This window comes from Pseudomonas sp. B12(2026) (assembly GCF_057767015.1).
Genome location: NZ_CM173430.1, coordinates 4147775 through 4172491, shown reverse-complemented (window position 1 = coordinate 4172491; position 24717 = coordinate 4147775). Strand labels below are relative to the sequence as shown.

The window sequence follows — 24717 nt, the reverse complement described above, 5'->3', positions numbered from 1 at the left end:
CGCACCGCGCTCCGCCAGGCTCAGGACGGGCGAGGCGGAGTCCCATTTGAAAAAGGAACCAGGCTTCTCATGGGCGAACTGGCCAAAGAAATCCTCCCGGTCAACATCGAAGACGAACTCCGACAGTCCTACCTCGATTACGCCATGAGCGTGATCGTCGGTCGTGCCCTGCCCGATGCGCGCGACGGCTTGAAGCCCGTGCACCGGCGCGTCCTGTACGCCATGAGCGAACTGGGCAACGACTGGAACAAGCCCTACAAGAAGTCCGCCCGTGTGGTCGGTGACGTGATCGGTAAGTACCACCCGCACGGCGACACCGCGGTGTACGACACCATCGTGCGCATGGCCCAGCCCTTCTCGCTGCGCTACATGCTGGTCGACGGCCAGGGCAACTTCGGTTCGGTGGACGGCGACAACGCCGCGGCCATGCGATACACCGAAGTGCGCATGGCCAAGCTGGCCCACGAACTGCTGGCGGACCTGGACAAGGAAACCGTCGACTGGGTGCCCAACTACGACGGCACCGAGCAGATTCCGGCAGTCATGCCGACCAAGATCCCCAACCTGCTGGTCAACGGTTCCAGCGGTATCGCCGTGGGCATGGCGACCAACATCCCGCCGCACAACCTCGGCGAAGTGATCGACGGCTGCCTGGCGCTGATGGACAACGCCGAACTCACCGTCGACGACCTGATGCAGTACATCCCCGGCCCGGACTTCCCGACCGCGGGCATCATCAACGGCCGTGCGGGCATCATCGAGGCCTATCGCACCGGCCGTGGCCGCATCTATATCCGTGCCCGCGCCGACATCGAGGACATGGAGAAGGGCGGCAACCGCCAGCAGATCATCATCACCGAGCTGCCCTACCAGCTGAACAAGGCCCGGCTGATCGAGAAGATCGCCGAGCTGGTGAAAGAGAAGAAGATCGAAGGCATCACCGAGCTGCGCGACGAGTCCGACAAGGACGGCATGCGCGTGGTCATCGAGCTGCGCCGCGGCGAAGTGGGCGAGGTCGTGCTGAACAACCTCTACGCCCAGACCCAGCTGCAGAGCGTGTTCGGCATCAACGTGGTGGCCCTGGTCGACGGCCAGCCGCGCACGATGAACCTCAAGGAAATGCTCGAGGTCTTCATCCGTCACCGCCGCGAAGTGGTGACCCGGCGGACCGTCTTCGAGCTGCGCAAGGCCCGCGAGCGCGGCCACATCCTCGAAGGCCAGGCGGTCGCCCTGTCGAACATCGACCCGGTGATCGAGCTGATCAAGTCTTCGCCGACCCCGGCCGAGGCCAAGGAGCGCCTGATCGCCACCGCCTGGGCATCCAGCGCCGTGGAAGCCATGGTCGAGCGCGCCGGCGCCGATTCCTGCCGTCCGGAAGACCTAGACCCGCAGTACGGCCTGCGCGACGGCAAGTACTACCTGTCGCCGGAGCAGGCCCAGGCCATCCTGGAGCTGCGCCTGCACCGCCTGACCGGCCTGGAGCACGAGAAGCTCCTGTCCGAGTACCAGGAAATCCTCGCCCTGATCGGCGAGCTGATCCGCATCCTGACCAGCCCCGAGCGCCTGATGGAAGTCATCCGCGAGGAACTGGAGAAGGTCAAGGCCGAGTTCGGCGACGCCCGCCGCACCGAGATCGTCGCGTCCCAGGTGGACCTGACCATCGCCGACCTGATCACCGAAGAAGAGCGCGTGGTGACCATCTCCCACGGCGGCTACGCCAAGTCCCAGCCGCTGGCCGCCTACGAGGCGCAGCGTCGCGGTGGCAAGGGCAAGTCGGCCAGTGGTGTGAAGGACGAGGACTACATCGAGCACCTGCTGGTCGCCAACAGCCACGCCACCCTGCTGCTGTTCTCCAGCAAGGGCAAGGTCTACTGGCTGCGCACCTTCGAGATTCCGGAAGCCTCGCGCACCGCCCGTGGCCGCCCGCTGGTCAACCTGCTGCCGCTGGACGAGGGCGAGCGCATCACCGCGATGCTGCAGATCGACCTGGAAGCCGTGCGCGCGCAGTTCGCCGGCGAGGAAGGCGATGACGACGACGTGGTCGCCGAACAGGTCGCCGAGGTGGTGGAAGCCGAAGAGGCCGAGGAAGGCGACGACGCCGACTTCAGCCAGGACGAGCCGACCGGCGCGTACATCTTCATGGCCACCATGAAAGGCACCGTGAAGAAGACCCCGCTGATCCAGTTCACCAAGCCGCGCTCCAACGGCCTGATCGCACTGAAGCTGGAAGAGGGCGACTCGCTGATCGCCGCCGCCATCACCGACGGCTCGAAGGACGTGATGATGTTCTCCGACGCCGGCAAGGTGATCCGCTTCAAGGAAAGCAAGGTGCGCATCATGGGGCGTAACGCCCGTGGCGTGCGCGGCATGCGCCTGGTCGAAGGCCAGCGCATCATCTCCATGCTGATTCCGGAATGCCGCGAGGCGCAGATCCTCACCGCCTCCGAGCGCGGTTACGGCAAGCGCACGCCGCTGGCCGACTACCCGCGTCGCGGCCGCGGTGGCCAGGGCGTGATCGCCATGGTGATCAACGAACGCAACGGCAACCTGGTGGGCGCCGTCCAGGTGCTGGACGGCGAGGAGATCATGCTGATTTCCGACCAGGGCACCCTGGTCCGTACCCGTGTCGACGAAGTCCGCGGCGCGGGCCGGAATACCCAGGGCGTGATCCTCATCAAGCTGGCCGCCGACGAGACCGTCGTGGGCCTGGAGCGGGTGCAGGAGCCTACCGTCGTGGAAGACGACGTCATCGAAGGCGAGATCGTCGAAGGCGACGTGTCGGACGAGAACCAAGAAGCAGGCGAAGCCGTGGCTGAAGAAGCCCCGCAGGCCAGCGAAGACTGATAGAGCGAGAGTGGATGTGAGCAAGCGAGCCTATAACTTCTGCGCCGGCCCGGCGGCGCTTCCCACCGAGGTGCTGGAGCGCGCCCGCGCCGAACTGCTGGACTGGCAGGGCAAGGGCCTGTCGGTCATGGAGATGAGCCACCGCAGCGACGACTACGTGGCCATCGCCGAGCGCGCCGAGCAGGACCTGCGCGACCTGATGGAGGTTCCGTCGAACTACAAGGTGCTGTTCCTGCAGGGCGGCGCCAGCCAGCAGTTCGCCGAGATTCCGCTGAACCTGCTGCCCGAGGATGGCGTGGCCGACTACGTGGAAACCGGCATCTGGTCGCGCAAGGCCATCGAAGAGGCTCGCCGCTTCGGCAACGTCAACGTGGTCGCCAGCGCGTCCAGGTACGACTACTTCGCCATCCCCGGGCAGAACGAGTGGAACCTGACCCCGGGCGCCGCCTACCTGCACTACGCGTCCAACGAGACCATCGGCGGCCTGGAGTTCGACTGGATTCCGGAAACCGGCGACGTGCCGCTGGTGGTGGACATGTCCTCGGATATCCTCTCCCGCCCGGTCGACGTGTCGAAGTTCGGCCTGATCTACGCCGGCGCGCAGAAGAACATCGGACCAAGCGGCCTGGTGGTGGTCATCGTCCGCGAAGACCTGCTCGGCCGCGCCCGCAGCATCTGCCCGACCATGCTCAACTACAAGGTCGCCGCCGACAACGGCTCCATGTACAACACCCCGGCGACCTATTCCTGGTACCTCTCCGGTCTGGTCTTCCAGTGGCTGAAGGAGCAGGGCGGCGTCGAGGCCATGGAGCAGCGCAACCGCGCCAAGAAGGACCTGCTGTACTCCTTCATCGACAGCAGCGACTTCTACACCAACCCGATCCAGCCCAGCGCCCGCTCCTGGATGAACGTGCCGTTCCGCCTGGCCGACGAGAAGCTCGACAAGGCCTTCCTCGAAGGTGCCGACGCGCGCGGCCTGCTCAACCTCAAGGGCCACCGCTCGGTGGGCGGCATGCGTGCCTCCATCTACAACGCCCTGGGCCTGGACGCCATCGAGGCGCTGGTCGGTTACATGGCCGAGTTCGAGAAGGAGCACGGCTGATGAGCGACGCTGACCAGCTCAAGGCTTTGCGCGTACGCATCGACAGCCTCGACGAGAAGATCCTCGAGCTGATCAGCGAACGCGCCCGCTGCGCCACCGACGTGGCGCGGGTGAAGATGGCCACCCTGCCCGAAGGCGAGAAACCGGTGTTCTACCGACCCGAGCGCGAGGCCTGGGTGCTCAAGCACATCATGGAACTGAACAAGGGGCCGCTGGGCAACGAAGAGATGGCGCGGCTGTTCCGCGAGATCATGTCGTCCTGCCTGGCCCTGGAGCAGCCGCTCAAGGTCGCCTACCTCGGCCCCGAGGGCACCTTCACCCAGGCCGCGGCGCTCAAGCACTTCGGCCATGCGGTGATCAGCACGCCGATGGCCGCCATCGACGAAGTGTTCCGCGAAGTCGCCGCCGGCGCGGTGAACTTCGGCGTGGTGCCGGTGGAAAACTCCACCGAGGGCGCGGTCAACCACACCCTCGACAGCTTCCTCGAGCACGACATGGTGATCTGCGGCGAGGTGGAGCTGCGCATCCACCACCACCTGCTGGTGGGCGAGAACACCAAGACCGACAACATCACCCGCATCTATTCCCACGCCCAGTCCCTGGCCCAGTGCCGCAAGTGGCTGGACGCGCACTACCCGAACGTCGAGCGCGTGGCGGTCTCCAGCAACGCCGACGCCGCCAAGCGGGTGAAGAGCGAGTGGAACAGCGCGGCCATCGCCGGTGACATGGCCGCCAGCCTGTACGGCCTGGACAAGCTGTTCGAGAAGATCGAGGACCGCCCGGACAACTCCACGCGCTTCCTCATCATCGGCAGCCAGGAAGTGCCGCCCACCGGCGACGACAAGACCTCGATCATCGTCTCCATGCGCAACAAGCCGGGCGCGCTGCACGAGCTGCTGGTGCCGTTCCACACCAACGGCATCGACCTGACCCGCATCGAGACCCGCCCGTCGCGCAGCGGCAAGTGGACCTACGTGTTCTTCATCGACTTCGTCGGCCACCACAAGGACCCGCTGATCAAGGACGTGCTGGAGAAGATCAACAGCGAAGCCGTCGCCCTCAAGGTGCTGGGGTCCTATCCGAAGGCCGTGCTCTGATGCCGATGCCTCGCGACGTGCGTTGGCAGGCGCTGGCCGTCGATCGCGAGGCGCGTGCCCGGATCAAGGAGCAGCACCCCTGCCTGATCTGGCTGACCGGCCTCAGCGGCTCCGGCAAGTCGACCCTGGCCGATGCCCTGGAGCACCGGCTGCACGCGGCGGGGCGGCATACCTACCTGCTCGACGGCGACAACCTCCGCCACGGACTGAACCGCGATCTGGGCTTCAGCGCCGACGACCGCAGCGAGAACATCCGCCGGGTCGGCGAGGTCGGTGCGCTCATGGTGGATGCCGGCCTGATCGCCATCGCCGCGTTCATCTCGCCGTTCCGCAACGACCGCGACATGGTGCGCGGCCTGCTGCCGGAGCGCTTCGTCGAAGTGCACGTGGCGACGCCGCTGAGCGTCTGCGAAGAGCGCGATCCCAAGGGCCTGTACCGGAAGGCGCGTGCCGGCGAGCTCAAGGAGTTCACCGGCATCGATTCCCCGTTCGAAGTGCCGCTGGCGGCCGAGCTGACCATCGACACCTCCACGCTGTCGGTCGAGGAAGCCGTCGACCGCATCTGCAATTACATGGTGGCCGCCGGCTATATCGACTCATTCTGAGCGGCCACACTCGAGAGAGATGCCCATGAGCTGTGATTTCCTTGCCCTGGCCCAGCCGGGCGTGCAGAAGCTTTCCCCCTACGTGCCCGGCAAGCCGGTCGACGAACTGGCCCGTGAGCTGAAGCTCGACCCCGCCGGCATCGTCAAGCTGGCCAGCAACGAGAACCCGCTGGGCCCGAGCCCGAAGGCCCTCGAGGCGATCCGCGGCGAGCTGGCCGAGCTGACCCGCTACCCCGACGGCAACGGCTTCGAGCTGAAGAGCCGCCTGGCCGCCCGCTGCGGCGTCGGCACCGCGCAGGTCACCCTGGGCAACGGTTCCAACGATATCCTCGACCTGGTCGCCCGCGCCTACCTCGCGCCCGGCCTGAACGCCGTGTTCAGCCAGTACGCCTTCGCCGTCTACCCGATCTCCACCCAGGCCGTCGGTGCCCAGGGCAAGGTCGTGCCGGCGAAAGACTGGGGCCATGACCTGGAAGCCATGCTGGCGGCCATCGACGCCAACACCCGCGTGGTCTTCATCGCCAACCCGAACAACCCCACCGGCACCTGGTTCGGCCCGGACGCGCTGGAGCGCTTCCTGTCCAAGGTTCCGCAGAACGTCCTGGTGGTGCTCGACGAGGCCTACATCGAGTACGCCGAAGGCGAGGAACTGCCGGACGGCCTGAAGTACCTGGCCCGCTACCCGAACCTGCTGGTCTCGCGCACCTTCTCCAAGGCCTACGGCCTGGCGTCGCTGCGGGTCGGCTACGCGATCTCCTCGGCGCAGGTCGCCGACGTGCTCAACCGCGTGCGCCAGCCGTTCAACGTCAACAGCCTGGCCCTGGCCGCCGCCTGCGCCGCGCTGGACGACGCCGAGTACCTCGCCGAAGGCAAGCGCATCAACGACGAAGGCATGATCCAGCTGGAAAACGGCCTGCGCGCGCTCGACCTGCAGTGGATTCCGTCCAAGGGCAACTTCATCGCCGTGGACCTCAAGCGCGACGCCGGCCCGGTCTACCAGGCCCTGCTCGCCGAAGGCGTGATCGTCCGCCCGGTGGGTGGCTATGGCATGCCGCAGCACCTGCGCATCTCCATCGGCCTGCCGGCCGAGAACGCCCGCTTCCTCGAAGCGCTGGCCAAGGTGCTCGCCCGTGCCTGATGTCCAGCCGCGCAAGCTGCGCCGCCTGGTGGTGGTGGGGCTCGGCCTGATCGGCGGCTCCTTCGCCAAGGGCATCCGCGAGAAGCGCCTGTTCGAGGAAGTGGTTGGCGTCGACCGCGACCCGCAGACCCGCCGCCTGACCGTCGAGCTGGGCGTGGTCGACCGCTGCGAGGAAAGCCTCGCCGCCGGTTGCCGCGACGCCGATGTGATCCAGCTCGCCGTGCCGATCCTGGCCATGGAGAAGGTCCTCGGCGAACTGGCCGGCTTCGACCTGGGCAACGCCATCCTCACCGACGTCGGCAGCGCCAAGGGCAACGTGGTCCGCGCCGCGACGGCGGTGTTCGGCGGCATGCCGGCGCGCTTCGTCCCCGGCCATCCCATCGCCGGCTCCGAGCAGAGCGGGGTGGAGGCGGCCAACGGCAAATTGTTCCGCCGTCATAAAGTCATCCTCACGCCGCTGGATAATGCCGACGCGGACGCGATCCGTTGCGTCGAGGCGCTCTGGCGCGAGCTGGGCGCGGATGTCGAGCAGATGGACGTCGAGCACCACGACGAAGTCCTCGCCGCCACCAGCCACCTGCCGCACCTGCTGGCCTTCACGCTGGTCGACTCGCTGGCCAAACGCAGCGAGAATCTGGAAATCTTCCGCTATGCCGCTGGCGGCTTCCGCGATTTCACGCGGATCGCCGGCAGCGACCCGGTGATGTGGCACGACATCTTCCTCGCCAACCGCGGGGCGGTGCTGCGCATCCTCGACGTATTCCGCGACGACCTCGACGACTTGCGCGAGGCCGTCGACAAGGGCGACGGGCAGCAATTGATGGGCGTCTTCACCCGCGCCCGGGTTGCCCGCGAGCATTTCAGCAAAATCCTGGCCCAACGGGCCTATGTGGACGCCATGCACAACAATGACCTGATTTTCCTGGCCCAGCCGGGTGGCCGCCTGTCCGGACGCGTTCGCGTACCGGGCGACAAGTCCATTTCCCACCGCTCGATCATGCTCGGCTCGCTGGCCGAAGGCACCACCGAGGTGCAGGGCTTCCTCGAGGGCGAAGACGCCCTGGCCACCATCCAGGCGTTCCGCGACATGGGCGTGGTCATCGAAGGCCCGCACCACGGCCGCGTCACCGTCCATGGCGTCGGCCTGCACGGCCTGAAGCCGCCGCCCGGCCCGATCTACCTGGGCAACTCCGGCACCTCCATGCGCCTGCTCAGCGGCCTGCTCGCCGCCCAGCCGTTCGACACCACCCTGACCGGCGACCCGTCGCTGTCCAAGCGCCCGATGAACCGCGTGGCCAAGCCGCTGCGCGAGATGGGCGCGGTGATCGAGACCGGCCCCGAAGGCCGTCCGCCGCTGACCATCCGTGGCGGTCACAAGCTCACCGGCATGCACTACGACATGCCGATGGCCAGCGCCCAGGTCAAATCCTGCCTGCTGCTCGCCGGCCTCTACGCCGCCGGCGAAACCTCCACCACCGAGCCGGCGCCGACCCGCGACCATACCGAGCGCATGCTGCGCGGCTTCGGCTACCCGGTCGACGTCGAGGGCGCCACCGCCCGCGTCGAGTCCGGCCACAAGCTCACCGCCACCTCGATCGAAGTCCCGGCGGACATTTCCTCCGCCGCCTTCTTCCTAGTCGCCGCGAGCATCGCCGAAGGTTCCGACCTGACCCTCGAGCACGTCGGCATCAACCCGACCCGCACCGGCGTGATCGACATCCTCAAGCTGATGGGCGCCGACATCACCCTGGAAAACCAGCGTGAAGTGGGTGGCGAGCCGGTCGCCGACATCCGCGTGCGCTCGGCCAGGCTCAAGGGCATCGACATTCCCGAAGACCTGGTGCCGCTGGCCATCGACGAGTTCCCGGTGCTCTTCGTCGCCGCCGCCAATGCCGAGGGCCGCACCGTGCTGCGCGGCGCGGAAGAGCTGCGGGTGAAGGAATCCGACCGCATCCAGGTGATGGCCGACGGCCTGATCGCCCTGGGCGTGAAAGCCGAGCCGACCCCGGACGGCATCATCATCGACGGCGGCGCCTACGGCGGCGGCGAAGTCTGGAGCCACGGCGACCACCGCATCGCCATGTCCTTCAGCGTGGCCTCCCTGCGCGCCGGCGCGCCGATCCGCATCCACGACTGCGCCAACGTCGCGACCTCCTTCCCGGACTTCCTCGGGCTGGCGTCCGGCGCCGGCATCCGCGTCGCCGAGGAGGGCAAGTGATGGCTGGCGAATGGCCGGTCGTCGCCATCGACGGCCCCAGCGGCTCCGGCAAGGGCACCGTCGCCGGCCTGCTGGCCAAGCGCCTGGGCTGGAACCTGCTGGACTCCGGCGCGCTGTACCGCCTGCTGGCGTTCGCCGCCGGCAACCACGGCATCGACCTGACCAATGAGGAAGCCCTCAAGGTCCTGGCGGCGCACCTGGACGTGCAGTTCACCCACGGCAAGGGCGGACAGGGCCAGCACATCATCCTCGAAGGCGAAGACGTCACCGACGTGATCCGCACCGAGCAGGTCGGCGCCGGCGCATCGCAAGTCGCCGCGCTGCCGGCGGTGCGCGACGCGCTGCTGCAGCGCCAGCGCGCCTTCCTCGAAGCGCCGGGCCTGGTGGCCGACGGCCGCGACATGGGCACCGTGGTGTTCCCCGACGCGCCGCTGAAGATCTTCCTCACCGCTTCGGCCGAGGAGCGCGCGCGCCGCCGCTACCTGCAGCTGAAGAACAAGGGCATCGACAGCGACCAGGCGCAACTGGCCGAGGAAATCCGCATCCGCGACGAGCGCGACAGCCAGCGCGCCGTGGCGCCGCTGAAGCCGGCCAAGGGGGCGATCCTGGTGGACTCCACGCAGATGAGCATCGAGGCGGTGGTGGACAGCATCGTCGCGGAGATGGCCCGACTCGGCCTGGACAACCTCTGATCCCGCAAGCCCCTCCGGACGCCCACGGCGCTCGGAAGGGGCTTTCCCTTCGCTCGGAAATTGCCGTCCGCAGCTGCGGACCGATCCTACATCCCCGATAGCCCCCAGCCCTCACCATAGCCCGCTCGTTTTCCACCGCCGTTCGTGTGTGGAGACAGGCTTGAGTGGATTGGAGGGCGCGTGTCGAATCATCTCTTATCTGTCTGGTGCGGGCCGCTGCTCGAGCGGGCCGGGTTGGCCATGGCGCTGGCGCGGCGCGAGATCGAGTCCCGCTACCGCGGCACGCTGCCGGGCCGGGCCTGGATCGTTTTCGCGCCCTTCCTGATGCTGGCCGTCTACACCTTCGTGTTCGGTCATATCCTGAAGTCCCGCTGGGGCGCCGATCAGGACACGGCTTCCTTCGCCCTCACGCTGTTTTCCGGGTTGCTGCTCAACACGCTGATGGGCGAATGCCTCGGGCGTGCCGCCTCGGTGATGCACGGCTACGGCAGCTACGTCAAAAAGCTGGTCTTTCCCCTCGAAGTCATTCCGCTCTCCGTTCTGCTCGCCGGCCTGCTCAATGCGCTCATCGGCTATCTCGTCCTGCTGGTGGCGATGCCGCTGCTGGGGCATTCGCCGGGCTGGAGCGCGCTCTATCTGCCGCTGGCGCTGTTGCCGTTTGTCTTGTGCCTTGCCGGCCTGACCTTCCTCACGGCGGCGTTGGGCACCTATTTCCGGGACGTCGGGCAGATCGTGCAGTTCGTCCTGATACTCGCCCTGTTCCTCAGTCCCATCCTCTATCCGCTGAGTTCACTGCCTGAACCGGCGCGCGACTATCTCGCGCTGAATCCACTGACCATCCCGGTCGAAACGGTGCGCGCCGTTCTCTTCGGCTCACCCTTGCCGGCGCCCTCGCAGCTCGTCGTTTACAACCTGGTGGCGGCGGGGCTGGCGCTACTGGGCATCGGGCTGTTCATGCGGGTGAAATGCGGGTTCGCCGATGTCCTCTGAAGCCGTGGCCGCGTTGGCTAGGCCGGTCTCGCCGGACCTGCTGGGGCAGCGCCTGATCCGCAAGGGCGTGGTGTCCGAGCAGGAGGTCGAACGCGCGCTCGAACTGCAGGCGCGCATCGGCGGCCGCCTGGGAGGCCTCCTCATGCGTTCCGGGGCGCTGTCCGAGACGGCGCTGCTCGAGGAGCTCGCCGAGCAACTGGCGCTTCCGCTGGTGGGGCGGGACCTGGAAGCGCCATCCGCCGCGGCCATTGCCGAGCTGCTGGGGGCGACGCCGATCAGGGGCGACTGGTTCCTCGGCGAGCAGGTCGTGCTCTGGCTGGATCAGTCAGGAGCCTTGCAGGTGGCCGCCCGCGACCCCTTCGAGCCGGCCCTGCGCGAGGTGCTGAACCACTTCTATCCGGGGCAGGAGCAGCACTGGGTGCTGTGCCGCTCCCAGGACCTGGACGCCTGGTTGCGGACGGTCGACGAACACCAGCAGCGCGACGGTTGGAAGTCCCGGATGTTCGCGGATGACGATGTACGGCACCTGCGGGAAATGGCCGAGGAGGCGCCGATCGTCGAGTTGGTGAACAACGTGATCGGCCAGGCCATCGAAAAGCGCGCATCGGACATTCATATCGAGCCGGGCGAGTTCAGCTTCCAGATTCGCTTCCGGGTCGACGGTGTGCTGCAGGCGCAGCTGTCGCTTCCCCGCGAACGCTTCGCCGCCGTGGTCTCGCGAATCAAGCTGATCTCCCTGATCGATATCGCCGAACGGCGCCTGCCGCAGGATGGACGGATGAGCGTGAGGGTGGGCGGCCAGGACATGGATATCCGCGTCTCGACCCTGCCCGGGGTGCATGGCGAGTCCGTGGTGATGCGTCTGTTGCCCAAGGCGCGCGAGGGGCTGCGCCTGGACAGCCTCGGCATGCTGGCGGATCACCTGGAAATGATGCGCGCCTGGACTCGGGAGCCGCACGGCATCGTGCTGGTGACCGGGCCGACCGGCTCGGGCAAGTCGACCACGCTCTACGGCTGCCTGGAGTCGATCAATGACGGGGTGCGCAAGATCATCACGGTGGAAGACCCGGTGGAATACCAGGTGCCCCATATCACCCAGGTGCAGGCCCACGCCGAAATCGGCCTGACCTTCGCGGCGGCGCTGCGCTCGATCCTGCGGCAGGACCCGGACGTGATCATGATCGGCGAGATACGCGACCTGGAAACGGCGGAAATCGCCGTGCAGTCCTCCCTCACCGGTCACCTGGTGTTCTCGACCCTGCACACGAACGACGCCGTGAGTGCCTTCACCCGCCTCATCGACATGGGCGTGGAGCCGTTCCTGGTGGCCTCGCCGGTGCGCGGCGTGCAGGCCCAGCGCCTGGTGCGCAGCCTCTGCCGGCACTGTGCCGAACCCCATGTACCGGGGCTTGCCGAGGGGGAGCTGCAGGGCGTGGAGACGCTGGTGGCGAAGCTCTTCCCCGGCCGGGAGCCGGCCTGGAAGCGCGCGGTGGGGTGCGCGCAGTGCCAGGGCAGCGGCTACCGGGGACGCCTGGGCATCTACGAAATGATCGACGTGTCGCCGCAGATGCAGGAGCTGATCATGCAGCGCTCCGCGGTGGAGCAGATGCGCCATCTGGCGCTGGCACAGGGTTTCCGCAGCATGCGCGAGGACGGCTTCATCAAGGCCTGGATGGGCCTGACCACGGTCGATGAAGTTCATCGCGTGACCAGTGGTTGACGCCATGCGCATGCAATACCTTGCCATCGACCGTCACGGCAAACGCTGCCGCGGTGAGCTGAACGCCAGCTCCAGGGAGGATGCCGCCCGCCAGCTGGAGGGGCAGGGGCTTACGCCACTGTCGCTGCAGCAGCCCGGTCGTTCGCTGGTGCGCGGAAGCCGACGGCTACGGGCCGAGGAGCTCAATCTGGCGCTTCACGAACTGGCGACCCTGCTTGGCGCGGGCGTCAGCCTGTCGGATGCGGTCGAGGCGCAGCAGCGGGCCGCGCAACATCCGCGCCTCGCCGAGGCCCTGCAGCGGATGGACGATGGGCTGCGTCAGGGCCGGTCCTTCCCCCAGGTGCTGGAGACGGCGGCGCTACCGTTGCCGCGCTATGCCTATCAGCTGGTCGCGGCCGGCGAGATGACCGGCAACCTCGCGGCGGCCTTGCGCGACTGCGTCACGCAGATGGAATACGAACGCCGTACCCGCGACGAGATCCGCAATGCCCTGATCTATCCGGCGATCCTGGTGCTGAGCGGCATCGGGGCGGTGGCGATGATGTTCGTCTTCGTCGTACCCAAGTTCGCCAACCTGCTGGAACACGCCGATCGTCTGCCCTGGCTCGCCTGGGCGGTACTCAGCAGTGGCGTCTGGTGCAGGAGCAACTCGGTGCTTCTGGCCGTGCTGGTGACCATGGCGGTGGTCGCCGGCGCATCGCTGGCGGGCAATCCTCGCATACGGGGGCGCAGCCTGGGCGCCCTGCTGCGGCTGCCTCTGCTGGGGGAATGGCTGCTGCAGGCCGAGATCGCCCAGTGGGCGAAGGTCCTCGGCACCCTGCTGGGAAATCGCGTGGCGCTGGTCGACGCCTTGCGCCTCGCCAGCGAGAGCCTGCGCATTCCCGCGCAGCGAGAGGTCATGGAGCGGGTCACCCAGGATGTGCGGGGCGGTTCGTCCCTCTCCCTGGCGCTGGAGAGCCGGCACGCGATTACCGCGACCGGCGGCAACCTGGTCCGGGTTGGCGAGAAGTCCGGGCGCTTGTCGGAAATGCTCGACAGCCTCGCCGAGCTGTACGAGGAGCACGGACGATCACGGATGCGCAGGGTTCTGGCGCTGGTGGAGCCGTTGTCGATCCTGCTGATCGGCGCGGCCTTCGGCGTGATCATCACCGGCGTCGTGCTGGCGATCACCAGCGCCAACGATATCGTGCTGTGAGCGGGCTGCGGCGGGTTGGCCCGCCGGGCAGTGGAAAATCGCCGGCGCCGATCCCGACGCCGGCCCTGTGGATGGAGAGCGTGAGTGAAGCGCAGGCATGCAGAGCAGGGATTCACCCTGCTGGAGATGATCGTGGTCCTGGTGATCATCGGATTGCTCATGGGGCTGGTCGGCCCACGGTTGTTCAACCAGGCCGACAAGGCCAAGGTCCAGACCGCCGAAACGCAGGTCAAGATGCTCAAGGGGGCGCTGATGACCATGCGTCTGGACATCGGCAGGTTGCCAACGGAGCAGGAGGGCCTGGCGCTGCTGAACACCGCGCCCAGCGACGAACCCACCAGAAAGTACTGGAAGGGGCCGTACCTGGAGGGAGGCGTGCCCCTGGACCCCTGGAATCATCCCTATGTCTACGGCACCAGGCCGAGCCGGGAGCAACCCTTCTCGCTCTACAGCCTGGGCGCCGATGGTCAGTCGGGGGGCGAAGGTGAGAATGCCGAGATCGGCTATCTGCCCGGGCAGTGAGCGTCCATCGGGGTTCACGCTGCTCGAAATGGTCGTGGTGCTGGCGTTGGTGGCGCTGCTCGGTGCAGTGGTCATGCCCGGCCTGCTGAAGATGCAGGAGGCCTGGAAGCGCCGTATCGACACCCAGGACATCGCCCACCAGCTGGGCAGCCTCGGCTATCGCGCGCGCCTTGAAGCGACCGAGGTGGTGATAGGGCCCCAGGGTGTCCGGCCCGAGAGGATGCTGAAGATGCCGGCCGGGTGGACCTTGTCCGCGGCCTCGCCCGTGGTGTTTCGCAGCAATGGCGCCTGCCTGGGCGGTCAGGTCGATCTGCACCGGGGGGAGGTGGTGGATCACCTCAGGCTGGAGGCTCCCCTGTGCCTGCCGAGCCGCTCATGAACCGACGCCAGGCCGGCTTCACGCTACTGGAGGCCGTGGTGGCCATGACGCTGCTGATGGTGGTGGGCGGAGCCTTGCTGGCCTGGCTCAACGCCGGATTCGTCACGCTGGAACGCATGGCCGACGTACGGCGCCGGCTCGATGCGTCACGGGTCGCCCTGGCGTATCTGGAGCGGATCAATCCCGCGCTCCAGCGCGAAGGCCAGGTGCGCCTGGGGCCCTACACGCTGGAGTGGAAGAGCGAAGTCCTGGCGCAGGCCCGGCCCATCGTCGGTCGCTACAGTGGCGCGCCGGGGCCGTACGATGCCACGTTGTACCGGGTCAAGGCGCGCATCGGCGAGGAGCGCGAGGCGCCGCTGGAGCTGTTCGTCGAACTGCCGGGATTCCAGCGGACACGCGACGCCCAGGATGCGGGGGGCGCGGAATGAGGTTCCAGCGTAACGCGCGCGGACTCGACTCGGGTTTCACCCTGCTGGAACTGCTGGTGGTGCTCGTTCTGGTGTCCTTCATCACGACGCTGCTGGTCCAGGGAATGGCCTATGTCGCCAAGGTCAACGATACCTTCGTGCGCCAGGGGGACCAGCATTACCGGCGGGTGCTGGCGTTCGGCTGGTTCTCCGACGCGATCTCCCAGCTGGCGGCGCCGGCTCAGGGTGATACCGGCGAACGGTTTCGCGGCGACCCGCTGAGTTTCGAGGCGGTGACGCTGGGCAGCCTGGATCGCCGGGAAGGCATCCCGACGCCTTTTGCCTTCCGCCTGGAGCCCGTGGATTCGGCCGCCGAGCTGATCTACGTACGGCGCGTCGAAGCCAGCCGCTGGCCGCTGCTGGCGATCGCGGAGGACGCTCGCTTCCAATACCAGGATGCCCAGGGGCGCTGGCACGGGGACTGGCCGCCCGCGCCCGAGTTGGCGGATTCGCTGCCGGATGCCGTTGCCATTGCCTCCGAGCGGGAAAGGTTGTTCCTGATGGCGACGGTACAGATGCCCCGCCGAGGTCTGACCGTCGATGACCGCTGATAGCGGGGCCGGCCGGGGTGCCGCCCAGCGGGGCTTCGTACTGGTCGGCGTCATCTGGTTCCTGGCCTGCATGACGCTGGTGGTCGGCGCCGCGGTACTGTGGCTCGACCGCTCGCGGGAAGGGCTCGAGGCCGAGCGGCAGGCGGTGCGGAGAAGCTTCGAGGAGCGCAGCATGCTGAGCCGCCTGACCTGGCTGATCGCCACCCACCGCCTGACCGCCGCCGGCCAGACCACTGAGCAGAGCGCCGCTGTCGATCCCTCGGAGATGGATCCGTCGATGCTGCCCGCGGGGGGCGAGTTGCCTGTGGATGGCCGGGAATTGTGCCTGCCGAACGGCTACTGCGTGACGCTGATCGACCGGGCGTCCCGGTTGAGCCTGAGCGGCAGCGATCCGGCCGCCGTCAACGCGCTGTTGCTTAGCCTCGGCGTACCGGCGGAAAGCACCGCGCGCATGCTGCTCGAACTGGCCCGCTACCAGGCTGCCGATCGGGACGGGGCCTCGCCTTCGTGGGGGCGACGCAGCCTGCGCTCGCCCATGGAGGTGTTCCGCCTGCCGTCCTGGCGGCCCTGGGAGGAGCTTCTGGTCAGTGGTGGCTGGAGCGAACTGGTCACGGTGGGCGAGGCCGGCCTCAACCTGAACACCGCCAGCGCCGTGGTGCTGGCCCGGGCGTGGCGACTTCCTGAGGGAGGGCTCCTTCGCCTGCTCGAGCTCCGCCGGCAACAGCCGATTCTCAGTGGCGCCGATCTGGAGAACGTCCTCGGCGGCTACTACGGCGATATCCCGGCGGAAGGCTGGTCGCGCCTGCCCAGCTCCGTGATCCTGATCCGTCTCCGTCCGCGCGACGGAGAGGCCCGCTACGAGCTTCAGCTCGAACTGACCCCCAGCAGTCCCTACCTGCCGCCCTGGCAGCTCCTCCAACGAAGAACCCTACCCAGCCATGCTTCCGAAATCGTTAAACCTCAACCGTCTCCGGCTTCAACTGGCCTACTCGCCGCCCCGCTTGTGGCAGGTCCCTGGAGCTGACGGAAAGCCCCTCCTGCGCTGGACGCAGCGTCCGCAGGGGCTCTGGCGCACAGCGGCGACGCAGTGGGTGATCGATCGCTCCCAGTGCCTCTATCGTTGCCTCGACTTCAGCCATGTGCCACGGGCGCAGCGTGGCCAGGCGCTGGCGATGAAGCTGTCCGGCCTGTCGCCCTATCGCACCCCTGAGCACCACGTCGCCTGGCGGGGTGGCCAGGCCTTGCTGTGGATATGGGACCGGCAGGCCCGGCTGGCGTTGGCGCAGGAAATGGCCGATGTTCCCAGGCGGTATCGCTGCCTGCCCGAGTCCCTGTTGCAGCGTCCGGAGGATGCGGCGCCGGCCGCCCTGCGTCTGCTGCAGGTGATGCACGGCTACGACCTGCAGGTCTGGAAGCAGGGCATCCTGCTGCTGAGCCTTCACTTCCGGGAACTGCCGTCCTTGCAGCAGATCCGCTTGGTGACGCGTGGTGTGCCGGAAGTGGAGGTCGCAAGCGTGCCCGACGTGCAGAGGCTCGACTATCTGCAGGCGCCGTGGGCCGCGGCGGGCGGGCAGGGGGGCGATGGCGCCTGGGAGCGCTGGGTGCCCCATGGACTGGCCGCCGCGCTGGTGCTGGGCGGGGCGCTGGAAATGACCCAGGGCGTCCTTGCCTGGTGGGGGACGCGCGCGTTGCAGGCCGAGCATGCGCAACTGGTCGGGGAGATCGAGCCGCTGCTCGACGCCCGCTCCCGCGCTCAGCGTGCCGTTACGCAATCCCAGGAAATCCAGCAGCGGATGCAGGCGCTGCCCGGGCAGATCGAGCTGATGAAAAGAGTCGCGGGGCTGCTTCCCGCGGACAGCCGGCTGACGACCTGGCGCTTCGATGGCCGTGAGCTGGCGCTGCTGATCAATACCACGAACATGGACCCGCGCTTCTTCGTCCAGCGCCTGCAGGACGAAGGCCGTTTCCGCGATGTGCGGGTAGAACCCTCGCCGCGCGGCGAAGGTTTGCAGTTGGCCATGTCCCTGAAATAACGGAGCGGAACCATGGGAGAACTATGGGTGATATCGCGCCAGCGATGGCAGCAACTGGCTCAGCGCTGGCAGGAGCAGCCTCGCCTGCGCCTGGCCGGCTGGATCGTCCTGGCGCTGCTGGCGATCGACCTGCTGACGCTTTGCGCCGACTGGAAAGGCGCGAGGCAGCAGGACTATGCGAGCAGCGCCGCGCAGCTGCGGAAAATGCAGGAGCTGGCCCGGCAGTCCTACTGGCCGGAGCGGGCGATGCAGGCCGAGGATCGCCTGGCGCGGTTCCGGGCGCATCTATGGCAGGCGCAGAATGCCTCGCTGGCGCGGGCCGACGTGCAGGCCTGGCTGGATGTCGAGATCAGGAAAGCCGGCGTGCGGGAGCCGCGGATGACAGTGCTGGACCCGGTGGATTTCGCTGATGGCAAGCCGGACCCCCGGGTCGAAGTACAGGTGCGCGGAACCTTCGATCCCGCCAGTTATGGGCGGCTGCTGTTCGCCATCGAGGGCGCCGGGCGCTGGATCAGCATCGAGCGCGTCGAGCTGAGCAATGGCGTGTCGCCGTCGATCAATCTACAGCTGGTATTTCATTTCGCTACCGGGCCGGAAGCTCCCGTGACCACGGATCGCCCGGCGGATGCCGGAAGTCCGTCGTAGCTTCCCGTGCTCTATTTCCTGGTCCGGACTTTGCCTGGGCGCTGAACCATCCTCCGGGTGCCGCATCGAAGGCCGTCGAACCACGGTTCGATGGACTCCGGCAGTTGCTGTAGCATCGCGTGATGCCGCATCCGCGCAGGGGCAACGAACGTCGCCGGGCGCGGGTGTCCAGGCCGGGCTTTTGGCCTTCTCGGCGCTGCACCGGCGGCGTTCGGAAACTGTTGATGGATTTTTCCAGGAGGCGGATCAGCCCATGCTGAGCGCGGAACTCAAGGCGTTCTACCGGGTGGCGAAGCTGGGCAGCATCACCCAGGCGGCGAAGAAGCTCGGCCTGAGCCAGCCCACCGTCACCACCCAGATCCGCAATCTGGAAAGCCAGTACGCAGTGGAACTGTTCTACCGTGGCGGCCGCCGCCTGACCCTGAGCGACGAGGGCGCGCGCCTGTTGCCGATGGTCGAGGCGCTGTTGCGGCAGGAAGCCGACATCGAGTTCTACCTGCGCAACTGCGGGCAGATGCAGGGCGCGCTGCGCATCGGCGCCACCTCGCCCTATTACGTGCTCGGCCTGATCAAGACCTTCCGCGAGCGCTACCCGCAGATCGAGGTGTCGGTGGAGATCGGCAACTCCCAGCAGGTACTCGAAGCGCTCGTCGAATGCCGGGTCGACCTGGCGGCGTCCTCGCAGCAGGTGGACGATGCCCGCCTGACCCGCGTGGTGCTCGGCAGCGACCCGCTGGTGCTGGCGGTTCACCGCAGCCACCCGCTGGCGATGCAGCAGTCGGTGGCCATGGGCGACCTGCGCAATCACTGCCTGCTGATGCGCGAGGCGGGTTCCACCACCCGCGAGCTCACCGAGGCGATGCTGCTGGAAGCCGGGGTGACGCCGGCCTCGATGCTGGAGATCGGCAGCCGCGAGTCGATCCGCGAGGCGGTGATCCGCAACCTGGGCGTGAGCATCATCGCCCGCCAGGAGGTGCCGGATAACCCGCAGCTGTGCGTGCTGGAAATCACCGGCGCGCGGCAGATGAACGAATACCTCTATTGCCTGAAGGACCGCCGGCAGGCGCGGCTGCCCAGTGCCTTCCTGGCGTTGGCGCAAGCGCAGGAAGCCCCGTAGCAGAGCGCCTGCTGGCGAACATCCCGCCTGTCCCCGGGCTCGCTGCTACGCAAAAATCTTCAGCCCCATACCAAAATCTGCCTATGGATCTATCGGTGCGCTTTCCCTCGCCGCAATAGTGCCGTCGCATTCGCTCCCTAGCATGAACCTCGTCCAGTCACGCCGCTGCCCGCGCGGCGTGAGCCATAAGAAAACGAGGTACCGCCATGCACACGACCATCGCCGGCACGCCGCTCAGCGTGCGCCACATCCGTAAACGTTTCGGCCAGTTCGTCGCCCTCGACGGGGTGTCGCTGGACGTCAAGGCCGGCGAACTGGTCTGTCTGCTCGGCCCCTCCGGCTGCGGCAAGACCACTCTGCTGCGCTGCATCGCCGGCCTGGAGCGCCAGGACGACGGCAGCCTGCACCTGGGCCCGCGTGATGTGTCGAACCTGCCGCCGCAGGCGCGGGACTACGGCATCCTGTTCCAGTCCTACGCGCTGTTCCCCAACCTGACCGTCGAGCAGAACATCGCCTACGGCCTGACCAACGCATCCAAGGACGAGGCGCGCCGCCGCGTAGCCGAGATGCTCGAACTGGTCGGCCTGACCGGCAGCGAGAAGAAGTACCCCGGCCAGCTCTCCGGCGGCCAGCAGCAGCGCGTGGCCATGGCCCGCGCGCTGGCGCCGAGCCCGTCGCTGCTGCTGCTCGACGAGCCGATGTCGGCGCTGGATGCCCGCGTCCGCGAGCACCTGTGCGGCGAGCTGCGCCAGCTGCAGAAGCGCCTGGGCATCACCACCGTGATGGTCACCCACAACCAGGACGAGGCCATGCTGATGGCCGACCGCATCGCGGTGATGAACCACGGGCGCATCGAGCAGTACGGCACCGCCCGGGCGATCTACAGCACCCCGGCCACGCCCTTCGTCGCCGAGTTCGTCGGCCAGGGCAACTGGCTGCCGTTCGAGCGCGCCAGCGACGGCCATGCCCGCGTCGGCAGCCTCAACCTGCGCCTGCAGGCCCAGGCCGCCAGCGCCTCGGGCCGGCTGTTCTGCCGTCCGGAAGCGATCAGCGTGAACCCGGCGGTGCATCAGGAAAACCTGTTCCGCGCGCAGATCCGCGAGATCACCTTCCTCGGCAACCGCTGCCGCATGAGCTTCGAGCTGGAACAGCTGCCGGGCCATGCGCTGCTGGCCGAGCTGGCGCCGGAGGACATGCCGCGCCTGGGCTCCCCGGACATCTGGGTGTCGCTCCCGCCGCGCAGCCTGCAGGTGTTCGCCTGAGATGGACGCCGTGGTGAAACACAGCCCGGCGCTGGCCGCCGGCAGGATTCGCGGCGATCTGGGTGATCGCCTGTTCGTGCGTGGCGGCAAGTACCTGCTGCTGGTCCTGCTCACCCTCGCGGTCCTGCTGCCGCTGCTGGCCATCTTCTGGCGCGGCTTCAGCAGCGCGGCGGGGCAGGGCGGCGGCGTCGCCGCCATGGGCGAGCTGCTGCGCAGCGACAATTTCCACTGGCTGCTGGGCAACAGCCTGAAGGTCTCGCTGAGCGTGGCCGCCATCGTGGTGCCGCTGGCCTATGCCTTCGCCTACGCGCTGCAGCGCACGCTGATCCCGGCCAAGGGCCTGTGGCGGGGGATTTCCCTGCTGCCGCTGCTGGCGCCGTCGATGCTGCCGGGTATCGCGCTGATTTACCTGTTCGGCAACCAGGGCCTGCTGCGCGGCTGGGTGCCGGACAACATCTACGGCTTCTGGGGCATCGTCCTCGGCGAGGCCATCTACACCTTCCCCCATGCGCTGATGATCCTGCTGTCGGCGCTGTCGCTGGCCGACGCGCGCCTGTTCGACGCCGCGTCGAGCATGGGCGCCAGCCCCTGGAGGGCCTTCCGCAGCATCACCTGGCCGGCCTCGCGGCAGGGCGTGTTCGCCGCCGCCTGCCTGGTGTTCACCCTGACCATCACCGACTTCGGCGTACCGGTCGTGGTGGGCGGCGATTACCAGGTGCTGGCGCTGGAAGCCTACAAGGCGGTGGTCGGCCAGCAGCAGTTCGGCCGTGGCGCGCAGATCGGCATGATCCTGCTGCTGCCGGCGCTGCTCAGCTTCGCCGTCGACACCTGGCTGCGTCACCGCCAGGGCGACGCCATGAGCGGCCGCGCGCAGGTCTACCATCCCAAGCCGTCGCGCCGCCGCGATGCCGCCTTCCTCGCCATCGTGCTGCTGGTCTGCGCGGTGCTGCTGGGCGTGCTGGGCATGGCGGTGTACTCCTCGCTGGTGAAGTTCTGGCCGTACAACCTGTCGCTGTCGCTGCGCCACTACGACTTCGATGCCACCGCCGGCGGCGGCTGGCTGGCCTACCGCAACAGCCTGAGCATGGCCGCCTGCACCGCGATCATCGGCAGCGCGCTGATCTTCACCGGCGCCTACCTGATCGAGAAGACCCGCGAGCAGCAATGGCTGAACCAGCTGCTGCGCATGCTCTGCTTCGTGCCGATGGCCGTCCCCGGCCTGGTGCTGGGCCTGGGCTACGTGTTCTTCTTCAACCTGCCGGGCAACCCGCTGAACCTGTTCTACGGCAGCATGACCCTGCTGGTGGTGTGCACCATCGCCCACTACCTGACCACCGCGCAGATGACCGCCACCGCCGCGCTGCGCCAGCTCGACGGCGAGTTCGAGGCCGCAGCCCTGTCGCTGAAGATGCCGCTGTGGCGCCACTACCTGCGCGTCACCGTGCCGATCTGCCTGCCGGCGCTGCTGGATATCGTCCGCTACCTGTTCGTCTCGGCGATGACCACGGTGTCGGCGGCGATCTTCCTCTACAACCCGGACACCATCCTCGCCGCCGTCGCCGTGCTGAACATGGACGACTCCGGCAACGTCGGCGGCGCCGCCGCCATGTCCACCCTGATCCTGCTCACGTCCGCCGCCGTGTCGCTGCTGCTGGCCGGCGCCTCGCGCGGCCTGCTGCGCCGCTCCCAGGCCTGGAGGAAGTGATCGCCCTGAACATCCACCGTTGCACCGATCGTCATTCCCCGCGCAGGCGGGGACCCAATGAATAACAAGGAGCTCCACATGTTCAAACGTCTTGCCCTCGCCGCCGCCGTGGTCGCCGGTTTCGCCGCACAGGCCCAGGCCGCCGATACCGAACTGACCGTCTACACCGCGCTGGAGCCGGAACAGCTGACCGCCTACAAGCAGGCCTTCGAAGCCGAGAACCCGGACATCAGGATCAAGTGGGTGCGCGACTCCACCGGCATCGTCACCGCCAAGCTGCTGGCCGAGAAGGACCGTCCGCAGGCCGACGCCGTCTGGGGCCTGGCCGCGTCCAGCCTGGCCATCCTCGACCAGCAGGGCATGCTCGAGCCCTACGCGCCCAAGCACCTGGACGCCATCGGCAAGAACTACCGCGACGCGGCCAACCCGCCGGCCTGGGTCGGCATGGACGTCTGGGCCGCCACCATCTGCTTCAACACCGCCGAGGCCGAGAAGCTGGGCCTGGAGAAGCCCATCAGCTGGCAGGACCTGACCAAGCCCGAGTACAAGGGCAAGATCGTCATGCCGAACCCGGCGTCCTCCGGCACCGGCTTCCTCGACGTCTCCGCCTGGCTGCAGACCTTCGGCGAGAAGCAGGGCTGGGCCTACATGGACGCCCTGCACGAGAACATCGGCCAGTACGTCCACTCCGGCTCCAAGCCGTGCAAGCTGGCCGCCGCCGGCGAATTCCCGATCGGCATCTCCTTCGAATACCCGGCCGTGCAGCTCAAGCGCCAGGGCGCGCCGCTGGACATCGTCCTGCCCAAGGAGGGCCTGGGCTGGGAAATCGAAGCCACCGGCATCGTCAAGGGCACCCAGCATGAAGCCGCCGCGAAGAAGCTCGCCGACTTCTCCGCCAGCCCCAAGGCCATGGAGCTGTACAAGGAAAACTTCGCCGTGCTGGCCCAGCCGGGCATCGCCAAGCCGCAGACCGAACTGCCGGCCGACTACGAGCAGCGGCTGATCAAGAACGACTTCGCCTGGGCCTCGAAGAACCGCGACAGCATCCTCGCCGAGTGGCGCAAGCGCTACGACGGCAAGTCGGAAAAGGTCGCGCAGAAGTAAGCGTGTGAGCCCTCTTTCCAGCAGGAAGAGGGCGCCGCCCCGGAAGCGAGGCGGCCCTATCGTCGAACCCTCGCGCCTGCCGCGCGCGTCACGGCAGGCGCGGGGCGCACCTCGCAAGAAGGACTCTTCCATGACCCAGACCCACTGCGACGTCGCCATCGTCGGCGCCGGCATCCTCGGCCTTTCCCACGCCTACGCCGCCGCCCGCCGCGGCCTTTCCGTGCGCGTCTTCGAGCGCAGCGCCACGCCCCTGGGCGCCTCGGTGCGCAACTTCGGCCAGGCCCTGGTCACCGGCCAGCCGCCGGGCGTGATGTCGGACCTGGCGCGGGCCAGCCGGTCGATCTGGGCGCACTGGGCCGAGCAGGCCGGGTTCTCCCTGCGCCGCAACGGTTCGCTGCTGTTCGCCCGCAGCGACGCGGAGGAGGCGCTGCTGGAAGCCTTCTGCGCCGGCCGCGCGCAGGAGCTGGACTACCGCGTCGAACTGCTGCGCGGCAGCGCCCTCAACGATCTCTACGAAGGCCGCTTCCGCCATCACCGCGCGGCGCTGCACGGCTTCGACGACCAGCAGCTGTACTCCCGCGAGGCGCTGCCGACGCTGATCGACTACCTGCGGCGCGAACAGGGCGTGCGCTTCCATTTCTCCACCCTGGTCCGCGACGTCGACAGCGGCGTGCTGCGCACCACGGCGGGCACCTTCAGCGCCGGACAGGTGATCGTCTGCTCCGGCCACGATTACCAGACCCTGCTGGCCGAGGCCATCGCGCCGCTGCAGCCGCAGGTGTGCCGCCTGCAGATGCTGCGGGCGCGGCCGCAGGTCGACTTCGGCCTGGGCCATGCCGTGCTCACCGGATTGAGCTGCGTGCACTACGGCGCCTTCTCCGACCTGCCGGAAGCCGAGGCGATCCGCGCGCAGATCCGCCGCGAGACGCCGGAGCTGGAAGCCCAGGGCATCCACCTGCTGATCAGCCCGACCCCGCATGGCGAGCTGATCATCGGCGACTCCCATGACTACGGCAGCGATGCCGCGCCGTTCAACGCGGAGGCCGTGGACCGGCTGATGCTGGAACTGGCCGAGGACACCCTGGGCATGCGCGTCGAGGTGGTCGAGCGCTGGCAGGGCGTCTACGGTGCGCGCGGGCCGGGGCCGTTCTCGGTGCTGCCGGCGGCGGACGGCATCACCGCCGTGCTGATGCACACCGGCGTGGGCATGAGCGTCGGCCCGGCGCTGGGCGAGCGCACCGTCGCCGGGCTGTTCGGCTGACGGCTGTCACGGGACTGTCATTCTTCGTTCACCGGGTTCTGCTAACACCACGGGGCGAGCGTATTGCTCT

At 67.9% G+C, this 24717-nt stretch carries 22 protein-coding genes; all 22 read left to right on the top strand.

The features are described from left to right. The first annotated feature begins 69 nt into the window (after positions 1–69). The 22 genes from gyrA to AC3B6A_RS19165 all read left to right on the top strand — a co-directional run bounded on the left by gyrA (position 70) and on the right by AC3B6A_RS19165 (position 24647). The gene (gyrA, locus tag AC3B6A_RS19270; protein ID WP_488398709.1) at positions 70–2844 is read left to right on the top strand and encodes a DNA gyrase subunit A; all 2775 of its coding nucleotides are present in this window, start codon (positions 70–72) and stop codon (positions 2842–2844) included. Positions 2845–2860: 16 nt separating this feature from the next. Beyond that, positions 2861–3946 carry a 3-phosphoserine/phosphohydroxythreonine transaminase gene (serC, locus tag AC3B6A_RS19265; protein ID WP_488398708.1) on the top strand — a complete coding sequence of 362 codons (1086 nt, stop codon included), beginning with the start codon at positions 2861–2863 and terminating at the stop codon, positions 3944–3946. Then, positions 3946–5043 (top strand): prephenate dehydratase, encoded by a 1098-nt coding sequence (gene pheA / locus AC3B6A_RS19260; RefSeq protein ID WP_488398707.1) that lies wholly within the window; start codon positions 3946–3948, stop codon positions 5041–5043. The genes serC and pheA overlap by 1 nt, the downstream gene beginning before the upstream one ends. Next, the gene (gene cysC, locus AC3B6A_RS19255) at positions 5043–5648 is read left to right on the top strand and encodes an adenylyl-sulfate kinase (RefSeq protein WP_488398706.1); all 606 of its coding nucleotides are present in this window, start codon (positions 5043–5045) and stop codon (positions 5646–5648) included. The genes pheA and cysC overlap by 1 nt, the downstream gene beginning before the upstream one ends. Positions 5649–5673: 25 nt before the next feature. Continuing rightward, entirely contained in the window at positions 5674–6786 is a 1113-nt protein-coding gene (hisC, locus tag AC3B6A_RS19250; protein ID WP_488398705.1) for a histidinol-phosphate transaminase, read from the top strand. Next, positions 6779–9004, top strand: a complete 2226-nt coding sequence (locus AC3B6A_RS19245) for a bifunctional prephenate dehydrogenase/3-phosphoshikimate 1-carboxyvinyltransferase (protein WP_488398704.1) — start codon at positions 6779–6781, stop codon at positions 9002–9004. The genes hisC and AC3B6A_RS19245 overlap by 8 nt, the downstream gene beginning before the upstream one ends. Continuing rightward, the gene (gene cmk / locus AC3B6A_RS19240; RefSeq protein ID WP_488398703.1) at positions 9004–9696 is read left to right on the top strand and encodes a (d)CMP kinase; all 693 of its coding nucleotides are present in this window, start codon (positions 9004–9006) and stop codon (positions 9694–9696) included. The genes AC3B6A_RS19245 and cmk overlap by 1 nt, the downstream gene beginning before the upstream one ends. A 240-nt stretch (positions 9697–9936) precedes the next feature. Then, positions 9937–10686: an ABC transporter permease gene (locus tag AC3B6A_RS19235; RefSeq protein ID WP_488403640.1), complete on the top strand. Its 750-nt coding sequence runs from the start codon at positions 9937–9939 to the stop codon at positions 10684–10686. Beyond that, positions 10676–12406 carry a GspE/PulE family protein gene (locus AC3B6A_RS19230; RefSeq protein WP_488398702.1) on the top strand — a complete coding sequence of 577 codons (1731 nt, stop codon included), beginning with the start codon at positions 10676–10678 and terminating at the stop codon, positions 12404–12406. The genes AC3B6A_RS19235 and AC3B6A_RS19230 overlap by 11 nt, the downstream gene beginning before the upstream one ends. Before the next feature lie 4 nt (positions 12407–12410). After that, on the top strand, positions 12411–13601 hold the full coding sequence (locus AC3B6A_RS19225) for a type II secretion system F family protein (RefSeq protein WP_488398701.1): 1191 nt from the start codon (positions 12411–12413) through the stop codon (positions 13599–13601). A 126-nt stretch (positions 13602–13727) separates the two neighbouring features. Then, the gene (gspG, locus tag AC3B6A_RS19220; protein WP_488403639.1) at positions 13728–14123 is read left to right on the top strand and encodes a type II secretion system major pseudopilin GspG; all 396 of its coding nucleotides are present in this window, start codon (positions 13728–13730) and stop codon (positions 14121–14123) included. A 28-nt stretch (positions 14124–14151) separates the two neighbouring features. Continuing rightward, positions 14152–14502, top strand: a complete 351-nt coding sequence (locus AC3B6A_RS19215) for a type II secretion system protein (RefSeq protein ID WP_488398700.1) — start codon at positions 14152–14154, stop codon at positions 14500–14502. Continuing rightward, positions 14499–14930 (top strand): PulJ/GspJ family protein, encoded by a 432-nt coding sequence (locus AC3B6A_RS19210; protein ID WP_488398699.1) that lies wholly within the window; start codon positions 14499–14501, stop codon positions 14928–14930. Before AC3B6A_RS19215 ends, AC3B6A_RS19210 begins: the two co-directional genes overlap by 4 nt. Next, entirely contained in the window at positions 14927–15520 is a 594-nt protein-coding gene (locus AC3B6A_RS19205; protein WP_488398698.1) for a prepilin-type N-terminal cleavage/methylation domain-containing protein, read from the top strand. Before AC3B6A_RS19210 ends, AC3B6A_RS19205 begins: the two co-directional genes overlap by 4 nt. Continuing rightward, the gene (locus AC3B6A_RS19200) at positions 15510–16544 is read left to right on the top strand and encodes a hypothetical protein (protein WP_488398697.1); all 1035 of its coding nucleotides are present in this window, start codon (positions 15510–15512) and stop codon (positions 16542–16544) included. Before AC3B6A_RS19205 ends, AC3B6A_RS19200 begins: the two co-directional genes overlap by 11 nt. Positions 16545–16611: 67 nt before the next feature. After that, entirely contained in the window at positions 16612–17553 is a 942-nt protein-coding gene (locus AC3B6A_RS19195; protein WP_488398696.1) for a PilN family protein, read from the top strand. Positions 17554–17580: 27 nt separating this feature from the next. Next, entirely contained in the window at positions 17581–18198 is a 618-nt protein-coding gene (locus AC3B6A_RS19190; protein WP_488398695.1) for a hypothetical protein, read from the top strand. A 253-nt stretch (positions 18199–18451) separates the two neighbouring features. Beyond that, a complete protein-coding gene (locus AC3B6A_RS19185) occupies positions 18452–19315 on the top strand; it encodes a LysR substrate-binding domain-containing protein (protein WP_488398694.1) in 864 nt (287 codons plus the stop codon). A gap of 206 nt (positions 19316–19521) precedes the next feature. Next, the gene (locus AC3B6A_RS19180) at positions 19522–20577 is read left to right on the top strand and encodes a putative 2-aminoethylphosphonate ABC transporter ATP-binding protein (RefSeq protein ID WP_488398693.1); all 1056 of its coding nucleotides are present in this window, start codon (positions 19522–19524) and stop codon (positions 20575–20577) included. A 1-nt stretch (position 20578) separates the two neighbouring features. Further along, positions 20579–22282 (top strand): putative 2-aminoethylphosphonate ABC transporter permease subunit, encoded by a 1704-nt coding sequence (locus AC3B6A_RS19175; protein WP_488398692.1) that lies wholly within the window; start codon positions 20579–20581, stop codon positions 22280–22282. Between the two features lie 78 nt (positions 22283–22360). After that, positions 22361–23386, top strand: a complete 1026-nt coding sequence (locus tag AC3B6A_RS19170) for a putative 2-aminoethylphosphonate ABC transporter substrate-binding protein (protein ID WP_488398691.1) — start codon at positions 22361–22363, stop codon at positions 23384–23386. Between the two features lie 130 nt (positions 23387–23516). Beyond that, complete coding sequence (locus AC3B6A_RS19165; RefSeq protein WP_488398690.1) at positions 23517–24647, top strand: TIGR03364 family FAD-dependent oxidoreductase; 1131 nt, start codon at positions 23517–23519, stop codon at positions 24645–24647. The last annotated feature ends 70 nt before the right edge of the window (positions 24648–24717 follow it).